Here is a 25,843-nt window from a genome sequence, read left to right as displayed (position 1 = left end):
TTATTCGGCCTCAAATTCCAAAATCACCCCTGAATAATCTGAAACTGAAATCCTTGATGACTGCCAACGCCTTACAAAACATTTCCAAAATCGAAGATAGTCTCTGGGAAGCCGCCGATCAACTGCGCGCCAATTCCAAGTTGCCATCCAGCGAATACTGCATGCCGGTGCTGGGCGTGATCTTCTTGCGCCATGCCTGCAACCGTTAACAGGCTGCATTGCACCAGATTTAAGCCGATCAGCTGGCGGGAAAAATGCCCAAACGGTCCTTGGAAAAAGCCGATTTCATCAAGCGCCTGATAGTAAAAACCGGCAAATTTTTTCATCGACAGAAACTTGTATTTTTTCAGTTCATGCAACGGACATGTTATTTTGAGAACAAAATCAATTAAACCCTTAAGCTATCGAGTTAGCTGGTTAGCCTCTTTATTTGCTTCAAACTCCGATTATGACTCGCTTTCTTTAGCTGGCGGCGGCGTTTTATTGACAGGGGGTCAATCTGCGCAGAACAGGATTTCATATCTGGAAATAAATCCTGATATAACGGTAGAGCAGGGCTATTTCTGGAATATTTTGGTTATACCTCTTGAAAGTGGAGACATCCTGCGTTTCAGGGGGGTGGCCAAGAAAATGTCGGGGCCGTTGCAACAGGCGCTTAATCATCACTGCCGCAGCTATATTAAAACCTTTTACCAACGCATCGGGCCTGATTTGCAGCAAGCCTGGCAACAGGCCCGTATTTTACTTTCGGGGCAGCGTTATATTCGTTATGCGGCTGCACAGCAATGGTTTACAAATCACCAGCATTTAGCGAAAGCAATAGAACGTCAGGATATCCAAGACTTCTTGCCGTCTGAAGCGCGGCAATACTTAAAGACGCTCCAGCCGTTGTTAAGCCAAGGGTATGGCTACATCGCCAAACGCAATAAATCCTATGTACGGCAACAATTGGCAACTTTTCAGATGTTTTTCGATCAGGTGGAAAGTAATCCGCTAACGGCCAATCAACGTGAAGCTTGTGTTATCGATGAACAGCATAATTTAGTGTTGGCCGGTGCGGGCACCGGCAAGACCAGCACCATGATCGGCCGCGCCGGTTATTTAATCAAAGCGGGGCTTGCCCCGCCGGAAAAAATCCTGATGCTGGCGTTTGCCCGAAAGGCGGCAGAGGAAATGGATCAGCGTATCCGGAGCCAATTGGGCATTCACAACCTGACCGCGAAAACCTTTCACGGTCTTGGAAAACAAATCATCACTCAGGTGGAAGGTGTGGTGCCGGCGATCAATAAAATGGCGGAAGACGAGCGTCTTCGGATTCGTTTTGTCGATGAACAAATCCAGCGTTTATTAGAGGATGAACTTTATAAATCGCGTTTGGTCACCTATTTTTTACGGTTCAGCCACCCTTATAAAAGCGCTTTTAACTTTAAAAGCCTGGGTGAATACAACAACTACATTTTGGAAAATGACATACGCACGCTGCAAGGCGAGCTGGTAAAAAGCTATGAAGAATGCGAGATTGCCAATTGCCTGTTTCGTCAGGGCATCAACTATGAATATGAAGCCAATTATCAGGTAAATACGGCGGGGCCTGATTATCGCGCTTATCAGCCGGACTTTTATTTGCCTGAGTATGGCATTTATATTGAACACTTTGCCGTCAATGAAAACAATCAAACGCCGCCGTTTATTGAGCAGCAAAGCTATCTGGACGGAATGGCCTGGAAGCGGGCATTACATCAACAGCATCAAACACCCTTGATCGAAACCTATAGCTATCTCAAGCAGCAAGGTATTTTGACCAAGTCTCTGGAAGATAAGTTGCTTCAGGCGGGCGTTAAGTTTAAGCCCTTAGCCAATAATGAACTGCTGAAAAAATTAAATGAGTTCGGGCGGGTTTCGGAATTCGGTCAATTGCTTGCTCAAGTGCTGGCGTTGTTTAAAGCGGCTTGCCTGAATTTGAAAAGCCTGGTTTCACTGGCCAGACAGCATGAAGATCATGAACGTATGCAGGCCGCCGCGTTTTTGTTTGAGCCGATTTATGAAGTGTATCAACAGCACTTGCGCGACACCGATACCATTGATTTTGAAGACATGATCGGCAGGGCGATTGAGTATGTCGAGAACGGGCGTTATCAATCGCCTTACCGCTATCTGCTGGTTGATGAGTTTCAGGATATCTCAGCCAGTCGGGCCAGACTGGTAAAGGCGTTAATAGCGCAAAATCCGGCTAACAGCCTGTTTTGCGTCGGCGATGACTGGCAGTCGATTTATCGTTTTACCGGCAGCGACGTCACTATTACCAAAGAATTTGAAACGCATTTTGGTTATACCGCTACCAGCGTACTGGATAAAACTTTTCGTTTTAATAACAAAATCGGCGCGGTCGCATCACGGTTTGTCATGCAAAATCCGACGCAAATTGCCAAGAAAATCCAGAGCCATAATATTATCGAACACGCTGCGGTCTCCTTAATCAAGACCTCCCAGGATCAGGCCGGATTGAATGCCGCGTTATCGGCTATTAATGCTAAAACCGATGCGAAGGCCAGCGTGCTTATTTTGGCTCGGTTTAATTTTAGAAAACCGGATTTATCTGTCTTGGCGCGGCAGTACCCGAAATTAAGGCTGCAATTTATGAGTGTGCATGCGTCAAAAGGCAAAGAAGCCGATTACGTGATCGTGCTGGGCCTTGAAAAAGGCAAACAGGGCTTTCCGTCTGAAAAAGCAACGCACCCGTTATTGGATCTGTTACTGCCTAAAGCCGAAGCCTTTGCGCATGCCGAAGAACGGCGCCTGTTTTATGTGGCTTTGACCCGAGCCAGACACCATGTGTATCTGGTCAGCGATGCCGGTAAAGCCTCCGATTTTGTCAGAGAACTGATCGATAAAAAGTACGAAATTCTCTGTGACGAATTTAGGGGTGAAAAATTCCAGGAGAAAGTGGCCGACATTGTCTGTAGCCATTGTAAAACCGGTTACCTGTTGCCCAGGGATAGCCAATACGGCAGTTTTTTGGGGTGCAGCCAATATCCGTTGTGCAATCATATCCAGTCAGCCTGCCAATGGTGCGGCAGTGCCTTGAAAGAGAAAGGCCGGTTTCGGGTGTGTGAAAACAAAAGCTGCGATTATGTTGAGCCTGTTTGCCCCAAATGTCATGGCAAAATGATCTTAAGAAAAGGTCCTTCAGGACAGTTTTGGGGCTGTTCGCATTACCGTAAAGATGCCGGGTTCTCTTGTTCGCATACCGAGAAATTTATTGATTTAAAAGCCCATTCATCGTAACTGCCTGACAGCTGATAGATAAATCGCTTGATTTGGTCAGCACTTAAAGCGCATATTTAGCGCCTATGATTTTTATTTTTAAATCCAGTAGATTACTGGAGGCTGTATTTTAATTTCTACACTCCCGCGCTTGGCGTTTGTTGACCTCGAAACTACGGGGGCTAAAGCGACGGTGGATCGCATCACTGAGATCGGCGTTGTGCTGGTGGACGAAGACGGCGTGCATGAGTGGAGCCGATTGATTCAGCCGCAAACCCGCATACCTCCATTCATTGAACAATTAACCGGCATCACCAACGCCATGGTAGCCGATGCCCCACGTTTTGAAGCCGTTGCAAAAGAGCTGGCAGCGCTGTTGCACGGGTATCTGTTTATTGCCCACAATGCCCGGTTTGACTACAGCTTTCTGAAGAATGAATTCAAATACGTCGGGCTAACGTTTCAGCCCGACGTATTGTGTACCGTCAAATTGTCCAGAGCCCTGTTTCCAGCCTACCCACATCATAATCTCGATAGCTTGATTGAACGTTATGGCTTGAACGCTAACGGTCGGCACAGGGCTCTGGCCGACGCTCAGCTGATTCATCAGTTTTGGCAGAAGATCCATTTAATCCATGATCCGGCGCTTATTGCCGAGACCGTAAAAAAGCTTGTCGGACGATCCAGTCTGCCGTCGAATATTGATCGCGGTCTGATCGACGATCTACCCGACTCACCGGGCGTGTATCTGTTTTATGGCGAAAATGACTTGCCGTTATATATCGGCAAAAGCATCAATATCAGGCAGCGGGTGTTAGCGCATTTCTCAGCCGATCACAGTCATGGCAAGGAAATGAGTTTATCGCAACAGCTGCGCCGTATTGAATGGATAGAAACCGCTGGCGAGCTGGGCGCGCTGCTGATGGAAGCGAAACTGATCAAGACTCTGCAGCCGATCCATAACCGGCGATTGCGCCGCAACAATGCGTTGTGCGCATGGCAGCTGCAACAACACGCCGAACATCTGCGTCCGGTGCTGACGTGGGCTGACGACCTTGATTTTGGTGCGCAGAGTAATCTGCATGGTCTGTACCACAGCCAACGCGATGCCCAAAAAGCGCTCCGCAGTATCGCCGATCAAAACCAGCTATGTTTGAGCGTGCTCGGCATCGAAAAGACAGCAAAGGGACGTCCTTGTTTTGCTCAGCAGTTAAAAAAATGTAAAGGCGCCTGCATCGGTCAGGAAAAGCCGCTCGATCATGCCGCGCGACTGCTCATCGCGATGAACACGCTTAAACTCGCCACCTGGACCTATCCAGGCGCGGTAGGTATTCAGGAAGGTGACGAGATTCATGTCATTGATCATTGGTGCTACTTGGGGACCGCGAAAAATGAAGTAGACGTACAGGATTTATTGGATTCCAGTCGACCGGCATTTGATCGCGATACTTACCTGATTCTGAGCAAAGCCTTGAAGAAACCTGTGCGGTTGATACACGTTGACAGGGGAGGGCGTACTTACGAATGATCCCCGTGTTTCCTGTTGATTGGTGTAGTGTTGAAAAGGGCGTTTATGTCAGTCAAGCGGGTCGTCGGAAATAGACATTGTTGACTTACCGCTATCGGTCAAATAGCGGTAAGTCAATGTAAGGTTCGAGCCGGTCGAAGCATCTACTTATTCAAAATCAAGACCAGCCTTATTCCAGGCCTTTGCGCCGCCGTCAAGATTGGTTAAGTTACGGTAACCTAATTCATAAAGAGACTTTGCAGCTGCATTTCCCATCGGGCCGCTTTCGCAATAAAGATAGATAGGCGTATTTTTATCTTTGGGAAGTTGGTCTTTCTGTTTTTCGATTTCGTTGTAAGGAATAAAAAGGTCGGTGCCTTTTATATGTCGCTGTTTGGGTGTGTGAACGTCAACAAGAAATATATCCTCTTTTTGCATGACTTGGTTTAATTCAGGCGCGGTTATAACTTTCACGTAGTCAGGCTTTTGAAACGCGCAGCCGGTCACGATAAAAATAAAAGCTATGATGGGATAAAGTTTTTTTATAACGATAGTTTTGGAGTTCATAACGGCAGGTACCTCGTTGATACTGGACAATCGAGTGATTCAGATATTGACTTAACTGAAAATCACAGGAAATTGAAGCCAATTATGGCTGATCTGAAGATCAGTATATTGGCTTTAACAATCGCTAACAACCACATCTGAACTGACCGGCTAATCCGCCGGGCTTTGTAGTGCCTTTTCAGGTTGAGGACAATGGGCTGCCATCATACTTCCCGCTTTGGAACATGGTCAGCTCCCATCGATGCGCTAATTCATCATGCCGCAGTATGTAAATATCGTTTTCAGATCCACGCACTTTAAAATAACGGTGTTCGGGAGCTAACCAGCGGTCGATTACTTCTTCAATTTCAATACATTTAGCGCCCATAAAAAAACGTCGAGGTGTTTCCTCGCCCTGGTAACCGGCATAACATTCAACACGAATTATTAGCTTATCCGTATTCATAGACTTTTCAATAAGCTCCATCGCTTTAAAAAGTGAGGTAGAAGTAGCTAAAGTTGTTCTTTTTAGTTTACCGGAGTATGCTGAATCTTCCACATTCGGCAGTCAAGCATTGCCATATCAATCATCAAAACATTGACATACCGGCGCCATTCGTATGAATGTTCAAAAAAACCCATCAATTATTTGGAGTAAGTGCCATGAGCAAAGAACAAAAAAGCAATAAAGAAGACAAGAAAAAACCAGCTCTGAGTCCGAAAGAAAAGAAGGCTGTGAAGAAATCCAAGAAAGATTCCAAGAGTTAATGAAATTAACGAGAATTTAATATAATCCGCTGGTTTCCAATCTGAAGAGTTCCAGCTTCCAAAATCGAATTACCAAACGCAAGTTTGGTAATTCGAACCATCTGGCAACCGTTGTCATAATTCACGTACAACCTTATAGAAAGGGCCGTTACTCAAAGAATGGGGCGATAACTGATTGCCACGACCGGCCGCAGTCGACCAGGAAGTGAAGGATGAGCGGATCTACGCTGAACTAAACGATTTTTACACGACATAACAAGACTGACTGAGTTAGATAATAACGTCAAAGGCTTGGTTCGGTATTCTTCCTTCTTATTGCTTTCACCGAGATAGCATAACCGAGCGCGTCAACGGACCGATGCAGGAAGTTCTGTCTACCCCCGCTTCGACTCATGAAGGGACCTTGACACGCTATGTCCTGCTATAATACAAGCACTCAATCCCGCAACGCGCGCCCGGCCCTATCACGCCAATTCAGGCCTTGTAAAACTGGCGTAAAAACGACCGGAATTGTTTAATGAGCGCGTTTATAATCAGGCGGGACTTGGCTTTTTTCTAAACTCGAAACCTTGTGAAAAGTACATAGGAGCAGCCGCACGATGACTTCCGAACTCTTGATTAACTTTGCGGTGCAGTTTCTGGGCACCGGGGCCGCATTCTTCCTCGCCTATCGATCCTTCCAAAAACGCCGGATTCAGCTTGGCGCAGAACCGACGCTACCCCAATACTTTAGTCGCAGAAGCACCTACTGGGTAGGGATCGCATCGTACTGCACGCTTATGGCCGCACTTTATTGGCTGCTTACTTGGCAGTGGCTGCCCTTGGAACCGCTGGTGACACTGATCGTGAAGAACTTACGCTCAGGGGAATTAGTAAATCTTCTGAATGGCTTGGACGGGCGCACGATCATACCTTTGATTACCGCCGGGCTGTTTCTATTTTTTATCGCCTGGGAAAGCAAGTTTAATCCCTTGCTTATATTGAGAGACAGCATCCATGACGCTTTCGCAATTCCGACCAAGGCGGTCGAGGTCTATAATGCTCTAATCACATCGAGATTGTCGGCGGTCGACGATACATTAAAAGCACAAATCAACAATCGCCTGCTGGTACCGAGCATCGACCCCGGCGATTTCGAAAAATCCAGCGCTACGGTCGAGTATAAATGGGCTCATAATTGCCTTCTTTTCGACCGTATACAAAACTACGCCAATCAACAGTCTTTTCGTCGATTGTTCAACGAGCCGTCGCTGAAATGGGGGGAAATCTGTATCTCCTATAACGCGATGTCGGAAAAAGTGGCCGTCTGGAAGGAAGCGGAACCGCACTATACCAAGACCGTAAAATTGCTAAAGGAGCTGGACCACCTGACCGGTTTACTCTGTCGCTTACTAGCCTCTTTGGTCGTGTTCGGGAGCGCAAGCGAGAATGAGATCTGGGCAACCGTGAAGCAGCTCGGCGGCAACGTCCACGAGGCCCGCCTCAAACACACCTATAAATATATCCTGCTATTCACGGCTGCCACCGCCATCGGGATCATGTTGGGTCGAGAGATTTCGGTTTCGCTACATAATGCTTTCCTGTTTCCCGATGAACCGCTAGCGCACTTTGATTACGCTACGCTCCGGTGGGTCGCCTATGCCATCCTGATCTATGTCCTTCCGATAGCGCTCGTCTTTGTTTTACGGACGCTCGCCTTCAGGCACCAGCGGGAGCAATCCGATCGATACTACGGGTTCTATATGGCAATGATGGTAACGGGGTTCATTGTCAGCACCACGGTATCGGCGCTTATTCTCGAGTTAACTTACTACAAGGAGAATTTCAACTTTCTGGAAAGCTTCATCCAACATATGCGCTGGGGAATCCTGCCGGCGCTCATGTGCGGTTTTGTGGCCTATCGAATGGACACGCCAGTGAGCGAATCGGAAACTCCAGGTAAACTGATTATGGCCGCTGCGTTGCGTTTTCTTGGGTGGGGATCGGTTGCGGTTATTATCATGCTTTATGCGACCGGCGACATGACCGACCAGGAGACGAATCTGCGTTTCACCCTTGTCGGCACGGCTTTCTTCGTGGTCGGTCTGCTGGGGGCGTCTGCCCGCTTCAAAACGGCGAGATCGGATGATTAGCTGTTCGATGGGAGATATGGTGGTTTTGATCGTGGTTATCCGGTTTCATGATAAATTCCTGAAACCGGATGAATGCGTTTTATGGCCCGGAGCCCATGGTTCTTCCACGGTCAATAGCGACTAATAAAAAAGCGTAGCCCGTCAGCATTCCGGTAGTGCAAGATTAGCACTCCAGAGGCTGAGGTCAGAGATTCGAGTCCTCTTTTCTGAATTCAGAGGCTTTTTGTTCTCCGGTCGCAGGCTCTAGAGAACCGCTACTCATAAATAACCTATATAAACAGTTGGTTAGTTAATAAGATTAGTTTGTTTCGCACAACGCCAATGGGCGGTATTAAAATCCACTTTCTGAATGGCTTCTTTATCCATGCAAAGCCAATACGAGGCCGGTTTCAGTTCCGTTTTGCATGAGGCAGACAGAGGCGCTTCCGCACTTTTTTTGTTCCCCTTAGCTCTTTCCTGTTGTTCGAAGCGTTGAGTGGCACGTAAGCAGATATTGAAAGCATCGCTTTGCGCATCGGCAGAGCCAGTGCTCTTCTCCTGTGGGGTTTCCTGAGGGTTGGAGCCGGGTGGCAAGGCTTCAGGTGACGACTCCGGAGGTTGAACATCGGTGGGCGCTTGGGCCTTAGCAACCACCGGTAAAATCATGATTAGAATAAATCCCGCAACTAATTTACGCATGTTAGAACTCCTCTAAGAACGGGTTTCAAGGAAAATGATTGCCTGGTACGATCCGGCACCGTCTATATAAGCCCTCCCGCTTCAGGTCGTCTGTACGATTCCGCACACACAGTCTTATGGTATCCGGATTCTGTCCGGATTAGCCAAGGTAGTGATGGCGCTTTAGCGAAGAAAAAGTTTAAAGTGTCACTGAGCACTCTAATCAGAGGAAGGCGCAGAGCTCTACAAAAAATGACCGGTAAAACCCGGCCGGAAACTGAATATGCAAGGTTTGATGCCTGATAAATAACTGATGTTACGCACCCGTTTTTTAAAATCAATTGGGTTACAATTTTTTGAATTCGCTACAGCCATTGATTCTTCTGAACAACAGCTGCATAACATCAGTTAATACGATATATCCGCACTTTTACGCAACGACTGGCTTCAACATCGAAGTTTTCCCCACCATAACATCCACCGCTTTCAACAATCGTTTAAAAACCGACTGTTGGAGATAAGGAATATTATGTTTTTTGCACAACGCCATCACTTGCGGCTGCACTTTTTGATATTGACTTAACGGCATATCCGGCCACAAATGATGCTCGACCTGATAATTCAACCAGCCGTAAAAAAAGTCATTAAAATTAGAGCCTGTTGGATAATTTACCGATCCTAAAATCTGCCGCAGATAAAATTCGCCTTTGCCTTTGGCTTTTTCGTCAAACATCATCACATCATCTCCGGCATGATTGGGGATCATCACCAGAAAACTGTGCATATTGGTAAAAATTTCCGCCAGAATTGAATTAATCAGCACGCTGATAACAGCAAAACTTCCCAACGGTAAAAACAGCAAAGGCAGCAACACAAAGCGATAGGCGATATAAGGCAAAATGCTTTGCAGCCAGAATGCTCTACCCTGTTGGGTAAACAGGCTCCACGCGCCGATGCGGGTCATCACGGGTTGAGGTTCACCCTGTTGTCTGGCGGAATTTAAGTGCAATTCTTTGTGGGTTCTGGGCGTGTAATAAACCAATTTCCATATCCCGGAAAAAAACGCCACTATCACATAGCGTTGCCACATCGGCAGGCTTGATTGTCTAAGCCATTCCATATTGTGTTGCGCATTATTGGGATCGGCTTTTTCACCCAAACTGTAATGATGCAATACGTCATGCTCATGATGCCAGCCCGCGACAGTAAACCAGTCCGGCCAATCCATAAAGCGTCGCCAACCCTGTGCGAATTTTTTGCTGGTGTAATTTTTATCGACACCTTTAACTTTGTCATAGGCTCTATGAACAATCGGATGCCCTACTTGCGTCCAGCGCGTGAAACTGCCTTGACTGATTAACAGCGCGGAAATGGGATTGGGGAAAATCCAGGCCGTGCCGTAGCCGATGATGGAACAAATTTTTCCCCAGCGTTCCATTCTTGTTAAATGCTTAAAATCGTCAATGCCGATATTGGCTAAAGCTTGTTGATGAATTTCGCTGATGTCCTTGGCTAATTGCTCGCGATCTACCGATTGATAACTGTGTAAACTCAAAACTTGCTGCCCCTGTAAGTGCAATGGTGGGAGGTTGAATAACTTCGCTGCTGCGGTGAAGTTTGTGATTGTCAAAAAGCCGTACAGAATAGGGCCTTACCGGATATTTTCCAAATTATATTATCGTTCAGCCGCTCTGGGGCTGTTCACAGTTAGCTGTCGGTAGTGCAGTTTAATGACTAAAACCGACAGTCCGCTTTTCGTGAATATGCTGCCGTTCGAAAATCTGATTTGACTGACTCTTCCGGGATGTTTGCCGATGGCCGCAGTGATAAGCTAACGCTCGCTATGTACAAAGCCGAACACACCAGATAGTGTGTTTGTCACTAAACAGGTTGACTACTCACCATGTCGAGGACATAAAAATGATGCGGCATTGCAGTAATTGGACTAATTCCGTTAGCATTCGAACCGGATTGAAATCAATTCGAGTCGGGAACTTATACAGCCTTGCTGTGGTAAACTCAGGATCATGTTGCCCGCAAAGCCAACTTTAAGTCTTGTAAACGTTTAATAATTTTATTGCGTTATCTTTCGTGCAGTATTTATTACATTCCCCATTCACTGGAGTAACCATTATGTCACTGACCATGTACCAAGCCTCTATCCCTGTTTTCGTGCGTATGTTAGGGAATTTATCCGCGATACTCGATAAAGCTGCCGCCCATGCCGAAGCGAAGAAAATCGATCCCGCCATTTTCGTCAACGCGCGTTTAGCGCCTGATATGTATCCGCTTAGCCGCCAGGTACAAATTGCGACTGATATGGTTAAAGGGTGTGCTGCGCGCCTGGCAGGTATCGAAGTACCTCGTTATGAAGATAACGAAGCCACTTTTGCCGAGCTGCAAGCGCGCATTGCCAAGACTAAAGAATTTTTACAGAGCGTAAGCGCATCGCAAATAGACGGCAGTGAAGATCGCCAAATCACACTGAAATTTGGCAGCAGGGAACTCGGTTTTTTAGGCCAGGCTTACCTGCTTGATTTTGTGCTGCCCAATTTCCATTTTCACCTCACCACCACTTACGCCATTCTGCGGCATAATGGCGTGGAAATTGGAAAAAAGGATTACACAGGCGATTATTAACCAGCGATTTATAGTGTTTTAATTTGCCGTCAGTTAAGTGCGGCTTTTGAATATGTGCGATAAAACCCCGTGATTACAGTGAGGTCCAATCCATGCAACAACAAACAGTTCGCCACTTGAATCCAAAAAAATTGCTGCTCAGTAAATGGACAGCGGCTACGCCTTACAACAAGGAAAAACATTTCATCGTTACCGAATTGATTCAGCCCGAGCCGCCCGCCGATCAGGCAGAGCACGTCGAACTGGAAGCCGTATACTCCCGACGCCGTTTTATCTTGCCATGGAATGAGCTGACCGACGTTAACCAATGGTTACAAGGCTGGCTGTGACAAGTGCCAAGAAATTTAAAAAGCGCTGCGGCACGGCGCTTTTGGCTGGATTTGTGCGAGTTTAGAGTAAATAAATTTATCTAAATAAAAAACCTTCCCCCGCTTTGTTGATATGCCTTGTTTTTGTGTATACCCTTGACGGCTAAAAACGATGATCTTGCAGAACAATGGGCAAAAAAATATTAATTTCGTGGCTCGGAATTACCGACCTCAAAGCCGCCGGTCAAGTTCCCTCAAGAGCTGATGAAGTTATTGGCGAAGGCCCGATTCTCGGCGCATTAAAAACGCTCGCTTTTGATGAGCTGCACTTGATATACGAGCAGGAGCAATCCAAAGCAGATGCTTATGTAAATTGGCTCGCTGAGTTTGCCGCCATAAAAACGGTTCTCAATAAATGTTCGCTACGTTCTCCGATCGACTTTGGCGACATACATCGGGTCATGGACGGTTATCTTGATAAGCTGACCGCCAAGGAATCCCGGTTGGATATCAGCATCCATCTGTCGCCGGGCACCCCGTCAATGACAGCCGTGTCGATATTGCTGGGCAAGACCAGGTACAACACCCGGTTTGTGCAATCCACCAAAGAAAAAGGCGGCGAATTTGTCACCATTCCTTTTGATATTTGCGCTGAATATATTCCCCAGTTAGTCAAAAACGCAGACAAAAAACTAACCGAGCTGTCCTATTCGAAAGCACCGTTATCAGCCGCCTTTTCCGACATCATCACCCAGAACCCGGAACTAAAAAGAACCATACAGAAAGCCGAAAAAATTGCAGTACGCGATGTCCCCGCATTAATCATGGGAGAGTCAGGAACCGGAAAGGAGCTGTTCGCCAAGGCGATACACAATACCAGTCTGCGCAAGGGCAAGCCCTTTATCACCGTTAATTGCGGCGCAATTCCCAAGGATCTGATCGATTCAGAGCTGTTCGGCCATGTCAAAGGCGCGTTCACCGGTGCAATCAGTCATAAAATCGGCTATTTTGAAGCCGCTGATGGTGGTACCCTGTTTCTCGATGAGTTTGGCGAACTGCCCGAAGACGCGCAGGTTCGGTTGCTTCGCGTACTGCAATCGGGAGAGATCAGCAAAGTAGGGGACAGCAGATCTACCAAAGTGGACGTTCGCGTCATTGCGGCGACCAACCGCAACCTGGCTGCTGAAGTTGTTAAAGGCCGGTTTCGGGAAGATCTGTTTTATCGCGTCGCGGTAGGCATTATTACCTTGCTGCCGTTAAGAGAACGAACCGGCGATATCGCAATGCTGGCCGATTATCTGATGGCTAACATCAATCGGGAGGCCTCCAGTCAACCCGGCTATATCAATAAAACAATTTCTGTAAAAGCAAAAAATATTATATTGAACTACGCGTGGCCGGGTAATATCAGAGAGTTGTACGGCATGCTGCTAAGAGCGTCGATATGGGCGGACACCGAGCAAATAGACGAAACCGACATCCAGGAAGCCATGATTGAACGGCCTCAGCAAGCCACAACTGCGGAACTGCCTGCAATAGGCGGCGGCATTGACGTACAACAAGTTTTAGACGCCGTAAAAAGAAAATATATTGCTCAGGCACTTAAAAAAACGGCTGGAAGCAAAAAAGAAGCGGCAGAGCTTTTAGGTTTGCCCAACTATCAGACCTTATCGAACTGGATGGAAAAACTGGACATTCAGTAAAGTTGGCACACGCTTCGCTTAGAAGGGTGCTATGGACAGAACACATATTATGCAATCACAAAACTTTGAATTCCTAAGAGACGCTTGGCCGGAGCTAGCCAGTCTGGCCGGATTTGCCGAACAGTATGCACAGGCCGACCCGCAAAGCGCGCTGACCAAACTGCGTAGCTTTGCCGAATGCAGTGTTGGCATCGTTTACAGCAAACTGCGTTTGCCCAGGCCGCCGATGTCAACCTTCATGGAACTGCTCGGTAACGATGCCTTTATTGCGGTTACACCCAAGGCTGTTCTGGATAGACTCCATTCCATTCGTATTTACGGCAACAAAGCCGCTCATGGCGACACGGTCACCGAACAGTGCGCACAGTGGCTAGTGAAAGAAGCCTTTGATCTGGGCCGCTGGTTATTGGTCACCTATGCCCAAGGCGACGCCTCAACGATCCAGGATTTCGAGCCGCCCAAGCCACCTCAGTCAGCCAAAGCGGACTACAAAAAGGAACGCAAAGCCCTGTTGCAACAATACGCCAAGCAGGAAGCGCAAATGCAGGCAGTGTTGGCCGAACTGGAAGCCGAACGTAAAAAAGCCGTTCAACAGGAGCGTACCGAGGCAGAATTCAACGAAGTTAAGCAGCAGGCGGCCAGTAAAGGTCAGCAGGTTGCCAACGAGCTGCATTTTGATGAGGCGACTACCCGTAAATACTTGATCGACCTGCAATTGGCCGAGGCCGGATGGGAGGTGTCCAATACCGATCAGGTGACGCTCGAAGAAAAAGTGCAACACCAGCCCACCCAAACCGGGGAAGGCTTTGCCGACTATGTGCTGTGGGATGATAACGGCAAACCGCTGGCTGTTGTCGAAGCCAAAAAAACCGCTGTCGATGCCGAAAAAGGCCGCCATCAAGCCAGGCATTATGCCGACGGCCTGGAAAAAATGCATGGACAGCGTCCGGTGATTTTCTATACCAATGGGCCGGACATCTGGATTTGGGATGACCACCCCGGGCAAAATTATCCCCCGCGCAAACTCTACGGCTTTTATTCCAAATCCAGCTTGCAGTATCAAGTGCGTCAGCGGACAGAGCGCAAACCGCTGAACAGCGTTTCCGCCAAAGCCGATATTTTGGGCGATCGCCTGTACCAGCATGAAGCCCTGAAACGTATCAGCGAGCGCTTTGAAACCAAACAACGCAAAGCCCTGGCGGTGCAAGCGACCGGCACCGGCAAAACCCGTTTGTCGATTGCCCTGACCGATGTCTGTATGAAAGCCGGTTGGGTCAAGCGTGTGCTGTTTGTCTGCGACCGCCGCGAGCTGCGCAAACAAGCCAAAAACGCCTATAGCGAATATCTGTCAGCGCCCATTACCGTGCTGACCAGTAAAAGCGTGCAAGACTCCCATAACCGCATCTTTATCGCGACCTATCCGGCGATGATCCGGTTGTTTGAAAAATTCGATACCGGCTTCTTTGACCTGATCATCGCCGACGAATCCCACCGTAGCATCTACAATATTTACGGTGATCTGTTTCGCTATTTCGATGCCCTGCAAGTCGGCCTGACCGCCACGCCGGTGGAAATGGTCAGCCGTTCCACCTGTCAATTGTTCAGTTGCGATTTCAAACAACCCACCTGTAATTACTCGCTGGAAACCGCCGTGGATGAAGGCTATCTGGTGCCGTATCAGGTGGTTAAACACACCACCAAATTTCTGCGCGACGGTATTAAGGGTCATGCCTTAACAGCGGAAGAAATTGCCGAACTGGAAGATAAAGGCATTGACCCTAACAGCCTCGACTTTGACGGCGAAGACATCGACCGCGCCATCTACAACAAAGATACCAACCGCAAAATCCTGCACAACCTGATGGAAAACGGCATTCGTCAGGCCGATGGACAAACGCTGGGTAAAACCATCGTTTTTGCCCGCAACCACAAGCACGCCAAGCTGCTTGAGCAACTTTTCGATGAACTGTATCCGCAATACGGCGGTAAATTCTGCCACGTGATCGACAACTACGATCCGCGTGCCGAAGCCTTAATCGACGACTTTAAAGGGCAGGGTAGTAACGACCAGCTCACTATCGCGATCTCGGTGGACATGCTCGACACCGGCATCGATGTGCCGGAAATCGTCAATCTGGTGTTTGCCCGTCCGGTCAAATCGCCGGTCAAGTTCTGGCAAATGGTCGGCCGCGGCACCCGTCTGTGCAAAGACCTGTTTGGCCCCGGTAAAGACAAAAAACATTTCCAGATTTTCGATCACTGGGGCGTAGTCGAATACCACGGCATGAAACAGCGCGAAGTCACCATCAGTCAGCCCAAATCGTTAATGCAACGCCTGTTTGAAACGCGTCTGACGTTGGCCAAAACCGCACTACACCATGCCGAACCGGATTTCTTCGATTGTCTGGCGCAATGGCTGCATAAAACCATCAATAGCCTTGACGATAAAACCCTGGCGGTGCGCGACAAGTGGAAGGTTAAACGGCAGATGAGCGACCTGGAAACCATACGCCAATTCAACGCCAACACCGTCATCTTGCAGGAAACCGAGATTGCCCCGCTGATGCAATGGCTGGATGTGCGCGGTCACAGCGACGCCTACCAGTGGGATTTACTGATCAGCCAAATTCAGCAGCAGAAACTGCTTAAGTCCGGCGCCTCCGACGATCTGGCCGGCGAGGCGATTAACCAGCTCTGGCAACTGCAAATGAACCTGAACCAGGTAAAAGCCAAAGCCGGCGCCATCAAACAATGCCGTGAACCGGCCTGGTGGCAGGCGGCCTCGTTGGACGAGCTGGAGCAATTGCGTATCGAGCTGCGCAGCATCATGCAACACCGCGACAAAGGCATAGGCCCAATCATTGAGCCGCCGGTTATCGACATCACCGACGGCGATGAAATACACGAACACCAAGGCACCTATTTAAAAGCCGTCGACATGGCGAGTTACCGGATTAAAGTCGAACAGGTCTTAAAAGAATTGTTCGAGCAAAATCCGGTCCTGCAAAAAATCCGCAACGGCACAACGGTAAGCGAACTGGAACTGGATAACCTCAATGCGCTGATCCACACCCAACATCCCGACATCGACCTGAATACCCTGAAAAGCTTTTACGACACCGCCGCCCCGATGGAACATATTCTGCGTTCCATCGTCGGCATGGACGCCGACAGGGTCAATCAGCATTTTGCCGACTTTATTCAACACTACCCAAGCCTTAATGCAAGGCAGGTGCAGTTTTTAAGCCTGTTAAAACGGCAGATCGCCCAAAGCGGGGCCATTGAAATCGACAGCCTTTACGAAATGCCCTTTGCGGCTCTTGGCGAACTGGACAGCTTATTCGCCAACGAACAAATCGATGGTTTGCAAGCCATTGTCGAAAGCTTTGGCAAACACCCTATAATGACAACCCAATAATCTTACCTAAGGAAATGACTGCTTAACTATGATCACCGGCGACTTAAAAAACAAAATCGATAAACTCTGGCTGGAATTCTGGCAGGGCGGCATTGCCAATCCCTTAACAGTAATTGAACAAATCACCTTCCTGATGTTTGCCCGTCTGCTGGATATCAACGAAAGCCGCGATGAAAAACGCGCCTCGCGCACCGGATTGAGCTTTACCCCGCGCTTTAAAGACAACGAACAACATCTGCGCTGGAGCCAGTTCAGCCATATCGAAGACGCCGAGCGACTGATGAACGTAGTGCGCGATGAAGTGTTCAAGCATTTTAGACTGCACACCAGCGACAGCCGCTTTGGCGATTATATGAAAGATGCGCGTCTGGCTATCGACAAGCCCAGTCTGCTGGTCAAAGCCATCGAAATGATTGACGCGCTGCCGCTGGAAGCCGGAGACACCAAAGGCGATTTGTACGAATACCTGCTCAGCAAACTATCCACCGCGGGCATCAACGGCCAGTTCCGCACCCCGCGCCATATCATCAAACTGATGGTGCGCCTGCTCGATCCGCAACCGGATGAAGTGGTGGCCGATCCAACCTGCGGCACGGCGGGCTTTTTGGTCACCGTCATGGAATACCTGCTGGAAACCTACAGCAGCGAACACGGCATCCTGCAAGAAGAAGTCGTCGATGACAAAGGCAAAACCGTCATCCAAAAGATCTACACCGGCGACTTGTTAACTCAGGAGCAATGGCAAATCATCAAAACCAAAATGTTCCACGGCTTCGATTTCGACAGCACCATGCTGCGCATCGCCGCGATGAACCTGTATATGCACGGCGTTGAAGACCCGGATATACATTATCAGGATACCCTGGCGCACAGTTTTGCCGATCACTTTCCACACCTTGAGCAAAACGCCTTTAACGTGATTCTGGCTAATCCGCCGTTCAAAGGCAGCCTGGACGAAGACACCGTCAACCCGCCGATCTTGCGGATGGTCAAAACCAAAAAGACCGAACTGCTGTTTATTGCCCAGATTTTAAGAATGCTCAAAACCGGCGGCCGTAGCGCCACGGTGGTGCCTCAGGGCGTACTGTTCGGTTCCTCCAAGGCGCATCAAGCCGTGCGTGAGTTGTTGATCGAGCAAAACCAGCTCGAAGCCGTCATCAACCTGCCCAGCGGCGTGTTCAAACCTTATGCCGGTGTCGCTACCGCGATTTTATTGTTCGCCAAAGGCGGCGCGACCGATCAGGTCTGGTTCTACGACGTGCAGGATGACGGATTCTCGCTGGACGACAAACGCGACACGCTGTATCAGGATGAGCAGGGCAATCCGCTCAGCTTTGCCGGTGATTTGCCGAAGGTGCTGGCCGATTACCGGCGTTGGCAAGAACATAAAAATGCGGCTATTCAGAATGGCGTAAGCGCTGAAATTTCCGACGCACTTTTCAGTGACCGCGCCCAAGCCTGTTTTTGGGTCAGCAAAGCCGACCTTGCCGCGAATAAATATGATTTGTCGATTAACCGTTATAAGGAAACCGTTCATATAGAGGAACAGTACGACTCGCCGAAAGAGATTTTAGAGCAGTGGATGGGGTTGGTGGATGAGATTCAGGGAGAGTTGAAGGAATTGGAGTCAATGTTGTGACTTTCTTGAAAAATCACAAAGGATATCCCGAAGTTCCTCTGATTGAAATAGCAACATTAAAGAGAGGCTATGATCTTCCTACTCAGAATAGAGCTGATGGAAATATACCTATCTTTGCTGCCAATGGTCAAAATGGTTCACATAGCGAAGCAAAAGCCTTTGGACCTGGCGTGGTTACTGGTCGAAGTGGCACAATTGGGAAAGTTCATTACGTTGAAACTGACTATTGGCCTCTAAACACTTCGCTGTATGTAACTAATTTCCATGGTAATCACCCTAAGTGGGTGTTTTACATGTTACAAGCTTTTAAGCTGGATAGATTTGTAGAAGGAGCGGGAGTTCCAACGTTGAATCGGAACTTGGTTCATGGTGAAAAAATCCCTCTCCCACCTTTAGCCGAACAAAAACGCATCGCCGCCATTCTCGACAAAGCCGACAGCCTGCGCCGCAAAAACCAGCAAGCCATTCAGCTCGCCGACCAATTTCTCCGCGCCATGTTTCTGGACATGTTTGGCGATCCGGTGACTAATCCGAAGGGGTGGAAAGAAATGACTCTTTCTGATGTTGTAAAGGATGGGACAATAATTACCTATGGAATTGTTCAAGCTGGTGCTGAAGTTGAAAATGGTGTTCCTTATATAAGAACAGGTGATTTTAAAAATGGGTGTCTGGTCAAGTCTGGTTATGCCAGAACACACTCTGATATAGCTGCCAAATTTGAACGATCTAAAGTCAGCACAGGGGATTTAGTATATTGCATTCGTGCAAGTATTGGCTCAGTTGATATAGTTCCAAAATTTCTTGATGGTGCAAACCTTACGCAAGGGACTGCAAAAATTTCTCCAGGAAATAATATAAAAGCAGAGTTTCTAGTTGAATTTTTAAGAACTAAAGGATTTAGAGATTGGATTGATCGTTATTCAAAAGGGGCAACTTTTAAGGAAATTACATTGGAAAGGCTTAGAGTAGCTCCTGTGTTAGTTCCTCCCTTACATATTCAAGAAAAATTTATAGCAATTAGAAATAAAACTTTGCATGCTATCCAAACAAAAACGAACATGACAGAAATACCTTTGTTTGAGTCACTCAGTCAAAAAGCCTTCGCCGGTGAACTTTAATGCCAACCTACTAAAGTCACGTAGGTCGGGTTAGCGATAGCGTAACCCGACATTTCGAAGCCGATGCGTCGGGTTACGGCTAGCGCCTAACCCGACCTACAAATCAGAGCACTTAGCCAAAAAGCCTTCGCCTGTGAGCTGTAATACCAACCTAATGAAACTTAAAATCAGGAAAAGCCGATGCAAGCCTACTATGAAATAGAAACCCAAATCCCACAGAACCATCAGTTACAGTTGCAATTGCCTGAGACCATTCCTGCGGGTCATGCAAAAATCGCAGTCATTTATGAATTGCCGGAAGCAACAGAAAATAAAGCCGCAAAAATGGCCGCGTTTTTAAATGGGTTACCCGATGAAACGGAGGAATAATCCGGTATGAGTCGTGAAGCAATTAACGAGTTCCTAAAGCAAGAACGCCAAGACTGGGATTGCTCTCGTTCCCGCGCGCCCGTCACGGCCATTAAGTTACGCATTGTAGGAGCGGGCCATGCCCGCGATGAAGACACTACAACTCTGTAATCGCTCTACCAAAATATCGCGGGCGCGGCCCGCTCCTACGGTGCCGTTGTACTTAACTTAATAGCCGTGACGGGCGCGTGGGGACGAGAAGTAATATAATCAACGATGATTCTTACCAACACCTTTTAAAAGAGGCCGAATTATGAACATTGTCAAAAAACAAGCTTCTGAAGTCGCGTAGGTCGGGTTAGCGACAGCGTAACCCGACATTTCGAAGCCCATGCGTCGGGTTACGGCCAGCGCCTAACCCGACCTACAAAACTCAGCCAAAAAGCCTTCGCTGGTGAACTTTAATGCCAAATCACTAAAGGAACGAATATGCAAACCCTACAAATACAACTTCCTGACACTATCAATATAGACATGCAGGAAATTCAAATGCTACTTGCCAGTAAACTTTATGAGAAAGGCGTGTTATCGGTAGGGCAAGCCGCACAAATGACAGGTCTGTCTAAAAGAACTTTTATGGAGCTGTTGGGGCACTATCAGGTATCGGTTTTAAATTATTCCGCCGAAGACATCATGCAGGATTTTGAAAATGCCTAAAATTGTTTCTAATACCAGTTGCCTGATTGTGTTGGACAATATTAATGCACTAACTATTCTGCAAGAACTCTACCAAAACATCTATCTAACCGAAGAGGTCGCTCAGGAATTCGGTAAACCATTAGAAAGCTGGATGACTGTTGTCACTGTTACAGATAAAAATTATCTGCGCATATTGAATGCCAGCGTTGATTTGGGGGAAGCCAGCACCATCGCGCTTGCTCTGCAAATGCAAGAAGATAACGTGATGATCCTGGATGATCTGAAAGCCAGAAAATTGGCTAAACAGTTACAACTTAAGTTTACAGGTTTATTGGGTATTTTACTGAAAGCCAAACAACAGCAGATCATTAGCTCAGTCGCGGATATTTTTACCCAGCTTAAAAAAGCAAACTTCAGAGTTTATGAAAAATTGGAAAAGGAAGTTTTAAGACTGGCCGGTGAAGTTTAGCTGGATCGAATAAGATTTAAAACAGAAAAGCCGATGCAAGCCTACTATGAAATAGAAACCCAAATCCCCAGAACCATCGGTTAAAGTTGCAATTGCCTGAGACCATTCCCGCGGGTCATACAAAAATCGCAGTCATTTATGAATTGCCGGAAGCAACAGAAAATAAAGCCGTAAAAATGGCCGCGTTTTTAAATGGGTTACCCGATGAAACGGAGGAATAATCCGGTATGAGTCGTGAAGCCATTAACGAGTTCCTAAAGCAAGAACGCCAAGACTGGGATTGCTCTCGTTCCCGCGCGCCGCGTCACGGCCATTAAGTTACGCGTTGTAGGAGCGGGCCATGCCCGCGATGAAGGCACTACAACTCTGTAATCGCTCTACCAAAATATCGCGGGCGCGGCCCGCTCCTACGGTGCCGTTGTACTTAACTTAATAGCCGTGACGGGCGTGTGGGGACGAGAAGTAATATAATCAACGATGATTCTTACCAACACCTTTTAAAAGAGGCCGAATTATGAACATTGTCAAAAAACAAGCTTCTGAAGTCGCGTAGGTCAAAGTCATTGATCGAGACAGTTGTTACAGAATTAATCGTTCTAATTTATTCGGCCGTCACTTGGCGGTATCCATAAAAACTTTTACCCGGTAACAATTTTTATTGTTTTTCTGATGGCAAGACCGGCCTTTTTATCCGGCCAAAAACCTTGAGATGGCCTGGTAGGTAAGGGGTTACGCTCTTTGGCACGATTTCTGTATTGATGTTAGGTAACTATCATTCAATGCATAAGGAAAAGTATCATGCCAAAATCCATTTCTGAAGCTGTTCGTCAACGCGTCATTGAGCCTGTCTCGCAACAAGGCTTTGCTGTCCGATTGAAAGGCAAGGGCGAAGATCGGTACCTGAAAGATGCGGTGCTGTATTCCAAGCCACTGAATCGAGCTGTTTATATCAGGAAACACAGGCCGGTAGGTGCGGGTGGCATTCCCGGTTATTTTAAAATTGCTGTGAATCCTGCTTTTAATGCACGGGCAAAGCTATTTCAGCCTATAACGGCATCCGTTAAGGTATGCGCCAGTGAAACCGGCATTGAGTTGTTTAATTAAATGGTGGCCGATTATCCGGATGAACCCAAGGCCGAATTAGCAACTGATAGTCATTTGGCTTCAAAAACCATTGATGACAGCCCCATCAAAGGATTAATTATTGGTGATCTTCATGTCGATAAAATACTGGGCGGTACCGGGACTTGGGAAATGCGCTCAGGCAGTGCCAATCAACCCGGGTTAATTGCCTTGATTAAACAAGACAGCGGTCAAATTGTTGCGGTAGCCAATCTGGTTGCGCTCAAAGGCTCAGTCAGCTACCAGGATAGGCTGAATAATGCCAATCAGCAGCGGATTTCCGAGGAATGCCTACGGTCAGGCGACATTGATAATTGGGATGTGGCCTGGATTCTTGAAAATGCTCGACGACTGATTACTCCGATCAAGTACCAGCACGGTAATGAAGGTGATGTTTGGGTAAATCTGGAATTACAGGTGCAAGAAGAGCTTGCGCTTGCAATCGCTTGAATCTAAAAAATATCATTCTTTAATAGCTGCAAGACCAGTTTTTTAGCGCCTGTTTGCAATAGCTGTTGTTTTGTTGTCATTTCCTCACCCATTGTTTGTGCTTTTATAACGCTTGATTTTTCGTTTATCTGAATTTCAGTTGTTAACTGTTTTTTCTTTGTTGAATACACTTTTGCCGAGATTTTAACACTATGTTCTGTTGCCACATCTTCACCGCTATAGAAGTCTGATTGGGCTTTTCCGGAAGAACTATCCACATCGTACAAGATAATGACTTTGGCGCCTTTTTTATAGCATCGCTCAAGGAATTTAGAAAAATCCGCTGATGCAGCCGGGTTGGTTGGAGGCGATAGATCAGCGGTATCTATCGTTTCATACATTCCGCTCTTTATTAAGGCATCTTCAATGACCCCATCATTTAATGCAGCATCATTGGATTTATTGCCGCCAATAATTCCAATTTTTAAAGGGTCGTCCAGCCTTTTAAGCCATTTCTTTGAATCGCGGGCTTCTTGTCCGGCGGGTTTTTTATTAATAACGTCTGCGAATTTTTTTAAAGCGCTGGATTTCTCGCCGATGTAAGTGTAACTCGCGCCGGTATAAAATAATGCCGCCGGTTGATCAGGGACTAGGGTGGATGCCTTTTCGAAAAAATATAAGGACTGGTGATAATCTTTTTTAGAATATTGAAAACGCCCCTTTTCATAAAGTTTTTTAAAAAGTTCAAGATCAGGCAAAGCCCCTCCATTTCTTAAATTTTCTGCCTTTTTAATGTCAATAAGAGCAACAAGCTCTTGGGGAGGTTTGGCATTAAAATTATTTATAATACGACTGGCCGCGGAAAAAACAGCCTCATACCCTGTTTTGCCGACCTCGTCCATATCTGCAAGAAAAGTGCTGACGAAATCCATGTCCTTACTTCTACTTTCCCCTATTGCTTCATCCTGCCATAAGATATTGCCGCCTAAGTCATAGACAGTGACGCGCAACTTGGTTTTTGCTTGTATATACCCTGAAAAAGAGCCGACAGTATCGCCGTAATAAAAAAGAATTTCAGGCCGAATTAAAGCGTCAATATCAGGTCTATAGCTATCATCGTATGGAGGCAGGGAATTCACCAATGTAACCTCATCAAATAGGGTTGTGCCCATTGTCATGGCGATGGGAAGCAAATAGTCTCCTACTCTCATTTGGAAGGTTGCTCCCATTTTTTGTTGTTTGTAAATGTAGTGTTTAAGATCATCGCTCAAGTACATGCCAACCTTAAGGGCTATCTTTTTTCTGACAAGCTCAGATTGAGACGTGTCTTTAATGGGGTCAACCGCAACAGGAACATTGTAGGCACAACCAAATGCAACTATTGCAATAGTTAATAATGTATAAAAAGCCTTACTGTTTAATAACATTAGTTCCCCTGGTTTATAGATCATCTCGAGAAGGCGGCGCAAAACTGCTTGCTTTAGGCTTCCACTTTTTCTTCCTGGTTGTTTTTGAAGCGATGCGTGTGTTTTTTCGTAAAGTTTTGCCGGATTCAACGTTTACGCTCCGGCTCTTTAAAACGTCAGCTAATGGCGGCTGGGCTGGGATGTTTTTCGCGTTGGTATCGGGTTCAACAGCTATAACAAGTGGGCAAGCGCTTACCTCGCAGCGGGGAGATTCTCTGGCGCACATTTGCATTAAATCCCAATCCTGCGAACGAAAATATAACGTGACGCGGCTCGGATGCGTCCTCATTGCCTCGGTGCCGGCGGTCCAGTCGACCGTCTTGCCGCCCATGCGAAAATTCAGCTCATCGTAATGACTGCACCCGAAATTATAGTGAGCCTTGTCGTCCGCGGCCTCAAAACCGAACCCCCAGAAAGCGCCGGCATCCGCTGTTTTTGGGTCCACGTTTGTCAAGCTGCCGGATAATGCGATGGTTTCTTTAGTGAGGATGTCCTCTACCTGACCGGGATGCTGATTACGATCAACCTGGTCGGCAACAACCGGGATCTTTTCTGCTTCCGGCAGTGTTGGCAACTGTTCAGGCTTTGGCACCGCTGGTGCAGGCGGTTTTTCCGGGCTGACCGCTATATCGGGTTTTTCCTGTTCAACGTTCTGCTTAATAACCGGACTACCGCCGGGATGAAACAGGATGGCCAAAATGGCGACGCTCGCCGCCGCACCTTGTATTAAGGTCGAGGGGAACTTAAATATATTCAGGCTGCTTTTCAGCGCGGCTTTAACTATAAAGTTGGTAATGGAATAAAAGATTATTCCGGCAAAAACGGCACCCATCAGGACGTATGGAAATGGCGCTCCCTTAAGCGAGCCGATAAAACCTGCACAAGCGGCCGCAAGAGGAACATAGGTCTTTTTGAACTTGTCAGCCGCAATTTCAAGGTCCTCCAGGATAACCCTAAAAGTTATCAAATAGGGAGGGCCTCCATTCGTATCGATGGTGATTGTGCCTTGAGCGTCATACGCATTTGCGGGGATTCTGGAGGTAAGAATATGTATATAAAGAGTTTGTTCGCTTTTGCCGGTGAGGTTCTCGGTCTCGGGCACGAGCCATTCAGCATCCGAAGTTATCTTTCCTTGCAATCGGCCTTTATGGTCATTCTTAATGACGATTGTTTCAGTAAACGGCGTACCTTTTTTTACATCGTTATAGAGATAGTAGCCATTCATCTTGCATATGACTTTCAGGACCGGAACGCCCTCTTCAGCCTCGGGTTGCTGCTTTAAATTGTCATTAAATTCGGACATCGTTTTTCCCTTGGTTTATTAACTCATTGCTTCTGCCGGGGCGAATTAGCGTTTACTGGTTGCTGTTCATTGGTTACGAAACCTGTCGAAAACAGGGTAGCGATGAAGAAGGAATTAACAGCTAACTGATCATTCAAGCGGGGCGCTAAAATGCCCCATTTGCCGCATCGTCAATAGGGACGAGCTATACCTGCTAAACGCTAAGTCGATTAATCTAAACAGTCGGTTGGAATGGAAAAACAGATCCAAGTTAGAGGAAACAAATTATTTGCACAATATGCAGAAATACCTATTGAGTGAAGGCATT

General features: G+C 47.2%; 21 protein-coding genes. 14 read left to right on the top strand and 7 right to left on the bottom strand.

Translation table 11 applies throughout. The features are described from left to right. Nucleotides 1–71 precede the first annotated feature (71 nt). Nucleotides 72–326 (bottom strand): hypothetical protein, encoded by a 255-nt coding sequence (locus Q8L79_RS14300; protein WP_305272407.1) that lies wholly within the window; start codon nucleotides 324–326, stop codon nucleotides 72–74. A gap of 46 nt (nucleotides 327–372) precedes the next feature. On the opposite strand from Q8L79_RS14300, the gene Q8L79_RS14295 reads away from it, so the two are divergent. Beyond that, complete coding sequence (locus Q8L79_RS14295; RefSeq protein ID WP_305272406.1) at nucleotides 373–3,285, top strand: UvrD-helicase domain-containing protein; 2,913 nt, start codon at nucleotides 373–375, stop codon at nucleotides 3,283–3,285. Between the two features lie 130 nt (nucleotides 3,286–3,415). Further along, the gene (locus tag Q8L79_RS14290) at nucleotides 3,416–4,792 is read left to right on the top strand and encodes a 3'-5' exonuclease family protein (protein WP_305272404.1); all 1,377 of its coding nucleotides are present in this window, start codon (nucleotides 3,416–3,418) and stop codon (nucleotides 4,790–4,792) included. Nucleotides 4,793–4,939: 147 nt separating this feature from the next. Here the strand turns inward: Q8L79_RS14290 and Q8L79_RS14285 are convergent, their stop codons facing one another. Further along, nucleotides 4,940–5,338 (bottom strand): rhodanese-like domain-containing protein, encoded by a 399-nt coding sequence (locus Q8L79_RS14285; protein WP_305272402.1) that lies wholly within the window; start codon nucleotides 5,336–5,338, stop codon nucleotides 4,940–4,942. A 178-nt stretch (nucleotides 5,339–5,516) separates the two neighbouring features. Beyond that, nucleotides 5,517–5,876: a hypothetical protein gene (locus Q8L79_RS14280; RefSeq protein ID WP_305272401.1), complete on the bottom strand. Its 360-nt coding sequence runs from the start codon at nucleotides 5,874–5,876 to the stop codon at nucleotides 5,517–5,519. Nucleotides 5,877–6,684: 808 nt separating this feature from the next. Between Q8L79_RS14280 and Q8L79_RS14275 the strand changes: the two genes are divergently transcribed. Beyond that, nucleotides 6,685–8,217 carry a hypothetical protein gene (locus Q8L79_RS14275; RefSeq protein ID WP_305272399.1) on the top strand — a complete coding sequence of 511 codons (1,533 nt, stop codon included), beginning with the start codon at nucleotides 6,685–6,687 and terminating at the stop codon, nucleotides 8,215–8,217. A 285-nt stretch (nucleotides 8,218–8,502) separates the two neighbouring features. Here Q8L79_RS14275 and Q8L79_RS14270 read toward each other — a convergent pair whose 3' ends face one another. Together Q8L79_RS14270 and Q8L79_RS14265 are read right to left on the bottom strand one after the other, a co-directional pair. After that, on the bottom strand, nucleotides 8,503–8,895 hold the full coding sequence (locus Q8L79_RS14270) for a hypothetical protein (protein WP_305272398.1): 393 nt from the start codon (nucleotides 8,893–8,895) through the stop codon (nucleotides 8,503–8,505). A 409-nt stretch (nucleotides 8,896–9,304) separates the two neighbouring features. After that, nucleotides 9,305–10,429 (bottom strand): fatty acid desaturase, encoded by a 1,125-nt coding sequence (locus Q8L79_RS14265; protein ID WP_305272396.1) that lies wholly within the window; start codon nucleotides 10,427–10,429, stop codon nucleotides 9,305–9,307. Nucleotides 10,430–11,007: 578 nt separating this feature from the next. On the opposite strand from Q8L79_RS14265, the gene Q8L79_RS14260 reads away from it, so the two are divergent. The 11 genes from Q8L79_RS14260 (at nucleotide 11,008) to Q8L79_RS14210 (ending at nucleotide 22,788) form a co-directional block, all read left to right on the top strand. Further along, nucleotides 11,008–11,514, top strand: a complete 507-nt coding sequence (locus tag Q8L79_RS14260) for a DUF1993 family protein (RefSeq protein ID WP_305272395.1) — start codon at nucleotides 11,008–11,010, stop codon at nucleotides 11,512–11,514. A 92-nt stretch (nucleotides 11,515–11,606) separates the two neighbouring features. Further along, a complete protein-coding gene (locus Q8L79_RS14255) occupies nucleotides 11,607–11,843 on the top strand; it encodes a TIGR02450 family Trp-rich protein (RefSeq protein WP_305272393.1) in 237 nt (78 codons plus the stop codon). Between the two features lie 167 nt (nucleotides 11,844–12,010). Continuing rightward, the gene (locus Q8L79_RS14250; protein WP_305272391.1) at nucleotides 12,011–13,525 is read left to right on the top strand and encodes a sigma-54-dependent Fis family transcriptional regulator; all 1,515 of its coding nucleotides are present in this window, start codon (nucleotides 12,011–12,013) and stop codon (nucleotides 13,523–13,525) included. 49 nt (nucleotides 13,526–13,574) lie between these two features. Beyond that, a complete protein-coding gene (locus tag Q8L79_RS14245) occupies nucleotides 13,575–16,943 on the top strand; it encodes a DEAD/DEAH box helicase family protein (RefSeq protein ID WP_305272389.1) in 3,369 nt (1,122 codons plus the stop codon). Nucleotides 16,944–16,971: 28 nt separating this feature from the next. After that, the gene (locus Q8L79_RS14240) at nucleotides 16,972–18,582 is read left to right on the top strand and encodes a type I restriction-modification system subunit M (protein WP_305272387.1); all 1,611 of its coding nucleotides are present in this window, start codon (nucleotides 16,972–16,974) and stop codon (nucleotides 18,580–18,582) included. Continuing rightward, on the top strand, nucleotides 18,579–19,700 hold the full coding sequence (locus Q8L79_RS14235) for a restriction endonuclease subunit S (protein ID WP_305272384.1): 1,122 nt from the start codon (nucleotides 18,579–18,581) through the stop codon (nucleotides 19,698–19,700). Before Q8L79_RS14240 ends, Q8L79_RS14235 begins: the two co-directional genes overlap by 4 nt. 180 nt (nucleotides 19,701–19,880) lie before the next feature. Further along, complete coding sequence (locus Q8L79_RS14230) at nucleotides 19,881–20,069, top strand: hypothetical protein (RefSeq protein WP_305272382.1); 189 nt, start codon at nucleotides 19,881–19,883, stop codon at nucleotides 20,067–20,069. Nucleotides 20,070–20,537: 468 nt separating this feature from the next. Beyond that, complete coding sequence (locus Q8L79_RS14225; protein WP_305272380.1) at nucleotides 20,538–20,765, top strand: UPF0175 family protein; 228 nt, start codon at nucleotides 20,538–20,540, stop codon at nucleotides 20,763–20,765. Next, a complete protein-coding gene (locus tag Q8L79_RS14220) occupies nucleotides 20,758–21,216 on the top strand; it encodes a DUF3368 domain-containing protein (protein ID WP_305272378.1) in 459 nt (152 codons plus the stop codon). The genes Q8L79_RS14225 and Q8L79_RS14220 overlap by 8 nt, the downstream gene beginning before the upstream one ends. A 798-nt stretch (nucleotides 21,217–22,014) precedes the next feature. Continuing rightward, entirely contained in the window at nucleotides 22,015–22,320 is a 306-nt protein-coding gene (locus tag Q8L79_RS14215; RefSeq protein ID WP_305272376.1) for a hypothetical protein, read from the top strand. After that, entirely contained in the window at nucleotides 22,321–22,788 is a 468-nt protein-coding gene (locus tag Q8L79_RS14210; RefSeq protein WP_305272374.1) for a hypothetical protein, read from the top strand. It abuts the gene before it with no gap. A gap of 2 nt (nucleotides 22,789–22,790) precedes the next feature. On the opposite strand, the gene Q8L79_RS14205 is transcribed toward Q8L79_RS14210, so the two are convergent. Further along, complete coding sequence (locus Q8L79_RS14205; protein WP_305272372.1) at nucleotides 22,791–24,323, bottom strand: tol-pal system YbgF family protein; 1,533 nt, start codon at nucleotides 24,321–24,323, stop codon at nucleotides 22,791–22,793. Further along, on the bottom strand, nucleotides 24,208–25,536 hold the full coding sequence (locus Q8L79_RS14200; protein ID WP_305272370.1) for a hypothetical protein: 1,329 nt from the start codon (nucleotides 25,534–25,536) through the stop codon (nucleotides 24,208–24,210). The genes Q8L79_RS14205 and Q8L79_RS14200 overlap by 116 nt, the downstream gene beginning before the upstream one ends. Nucleotides 25,537–25,843 lie beyond the last annotated feature (307 nt).

Source organism: Methylobacter sp., assembly GCF_030680395.1.
Lineage (GTDB): Bacteria > Pseudomonadota > Gammaproteobacteria > Methylococcales > Methylomonadaceae > Methylobacter_A.
Note: the sequence above shows the minus strand (reverse complement) of the source record. Positions and strands in the feature narration are given on the sequence as shown.

Coding starts and splice junctions, on each gene's coding strand:
- Q8L79_RS14215 (WP_305272376.1), top strand. CDS start 22,015: ATGCCAAAATCCATTTCTGAAGCTGTTCGTCAACGCGTCATTGAGCCT.
- Q8L79_RS14230 (WP_305272382.1), top strand. CDS start 19,881: ATGCAAGCCTACTATGAAATAGAAACCCAAATCCCACAGAACCATCAG.
- Q8L79_RS14270 (WP_305272398.1), bottom strand. CDS start 8,895: ATGCGTAAATTAGTTGCGGGATTTATTCTAATCATGATTTTACCGGTG.
- Q8L79_RS14240 (WP_305272387.1), top strand. CDS start 16,972: ATGATCACCGGCGACTTAAAAAACAAAATCGATAAACTCTGGCTGGAA.
- Q8L79_RS14275 (WP_305272399.1), top strand. CDS start 6,685: ATGACTTCCGAACTCTTGATTAACTTTGCGGTGCAGTTTCTGGGCACC.
- Q8L79_RS14250 (WP_305272391.1), top strand. CDS start 12,011: ATGGGCAAAAAAATATTAATTTCGTGGCTCGGAATTACCGACCTCAAA.
- Q8L79_RS14225 (WP_305272380.1), top strand. CDS start 20,538: ATGCAAACCCTACAAATACAACTTCCTGACACTATCAATATAGACATG.
- Q8L79_RS14210 (WP_305272374.1), top strand. CDS start 22,321: ATGGTGGCCGATTATCCGGATGAACCCAAGGCCGAATTAGCAACTGAT.
- Q8L79_RS14285 (WP_305272402.1), bottom strand. CDS start 5,338: ATGAACTCCAAAACTATCGTTATAAAAAAACTTTATCCCATCATAGCT.
- Q8L79_RS14245 (WP_305272389.1), top strand. CDS start 13,575: ATGCAATCACAAAACTTTGAATTCCTAAGAGACGCTTGGCCGGAGCTA.
- Q8L79_RS14220 (WP_305272378.1), top strand. CDS start 20,758: ATGCCTAAAATTGTTTCTAATACCAGTTGCCTGATTGTGTTGGACAAT.
- Q8L79_RS14300 (WP_305272407.1), bottom strand. CDS start 326: ATGAAAAAATTTGCCGGTTTTTACTATCAGGCGCTTGATGAAATCGGC.
- Q8L79_RS14255 (WP_305272393.1), top strand. CDS start 11,607: ATGCAACAACAAACAGTTCGCCACTTGAATCCAAAAAAATTGCTGCTC.
- Q8L79_RS14200 (WP_305272370.1), bottom strand. CDS start 25,536: ATGTCCGAATTTAATGACAATTTAAAGCAGCAACCCGAGGCTGAAGAG.
- Q8L79_RS14260 (WP_305272395.1), top strand. CDS start 11,008: ATGTCACTGACCATGTACCAAGCCTCTATCCCTGTTTTCGTGCGTATG.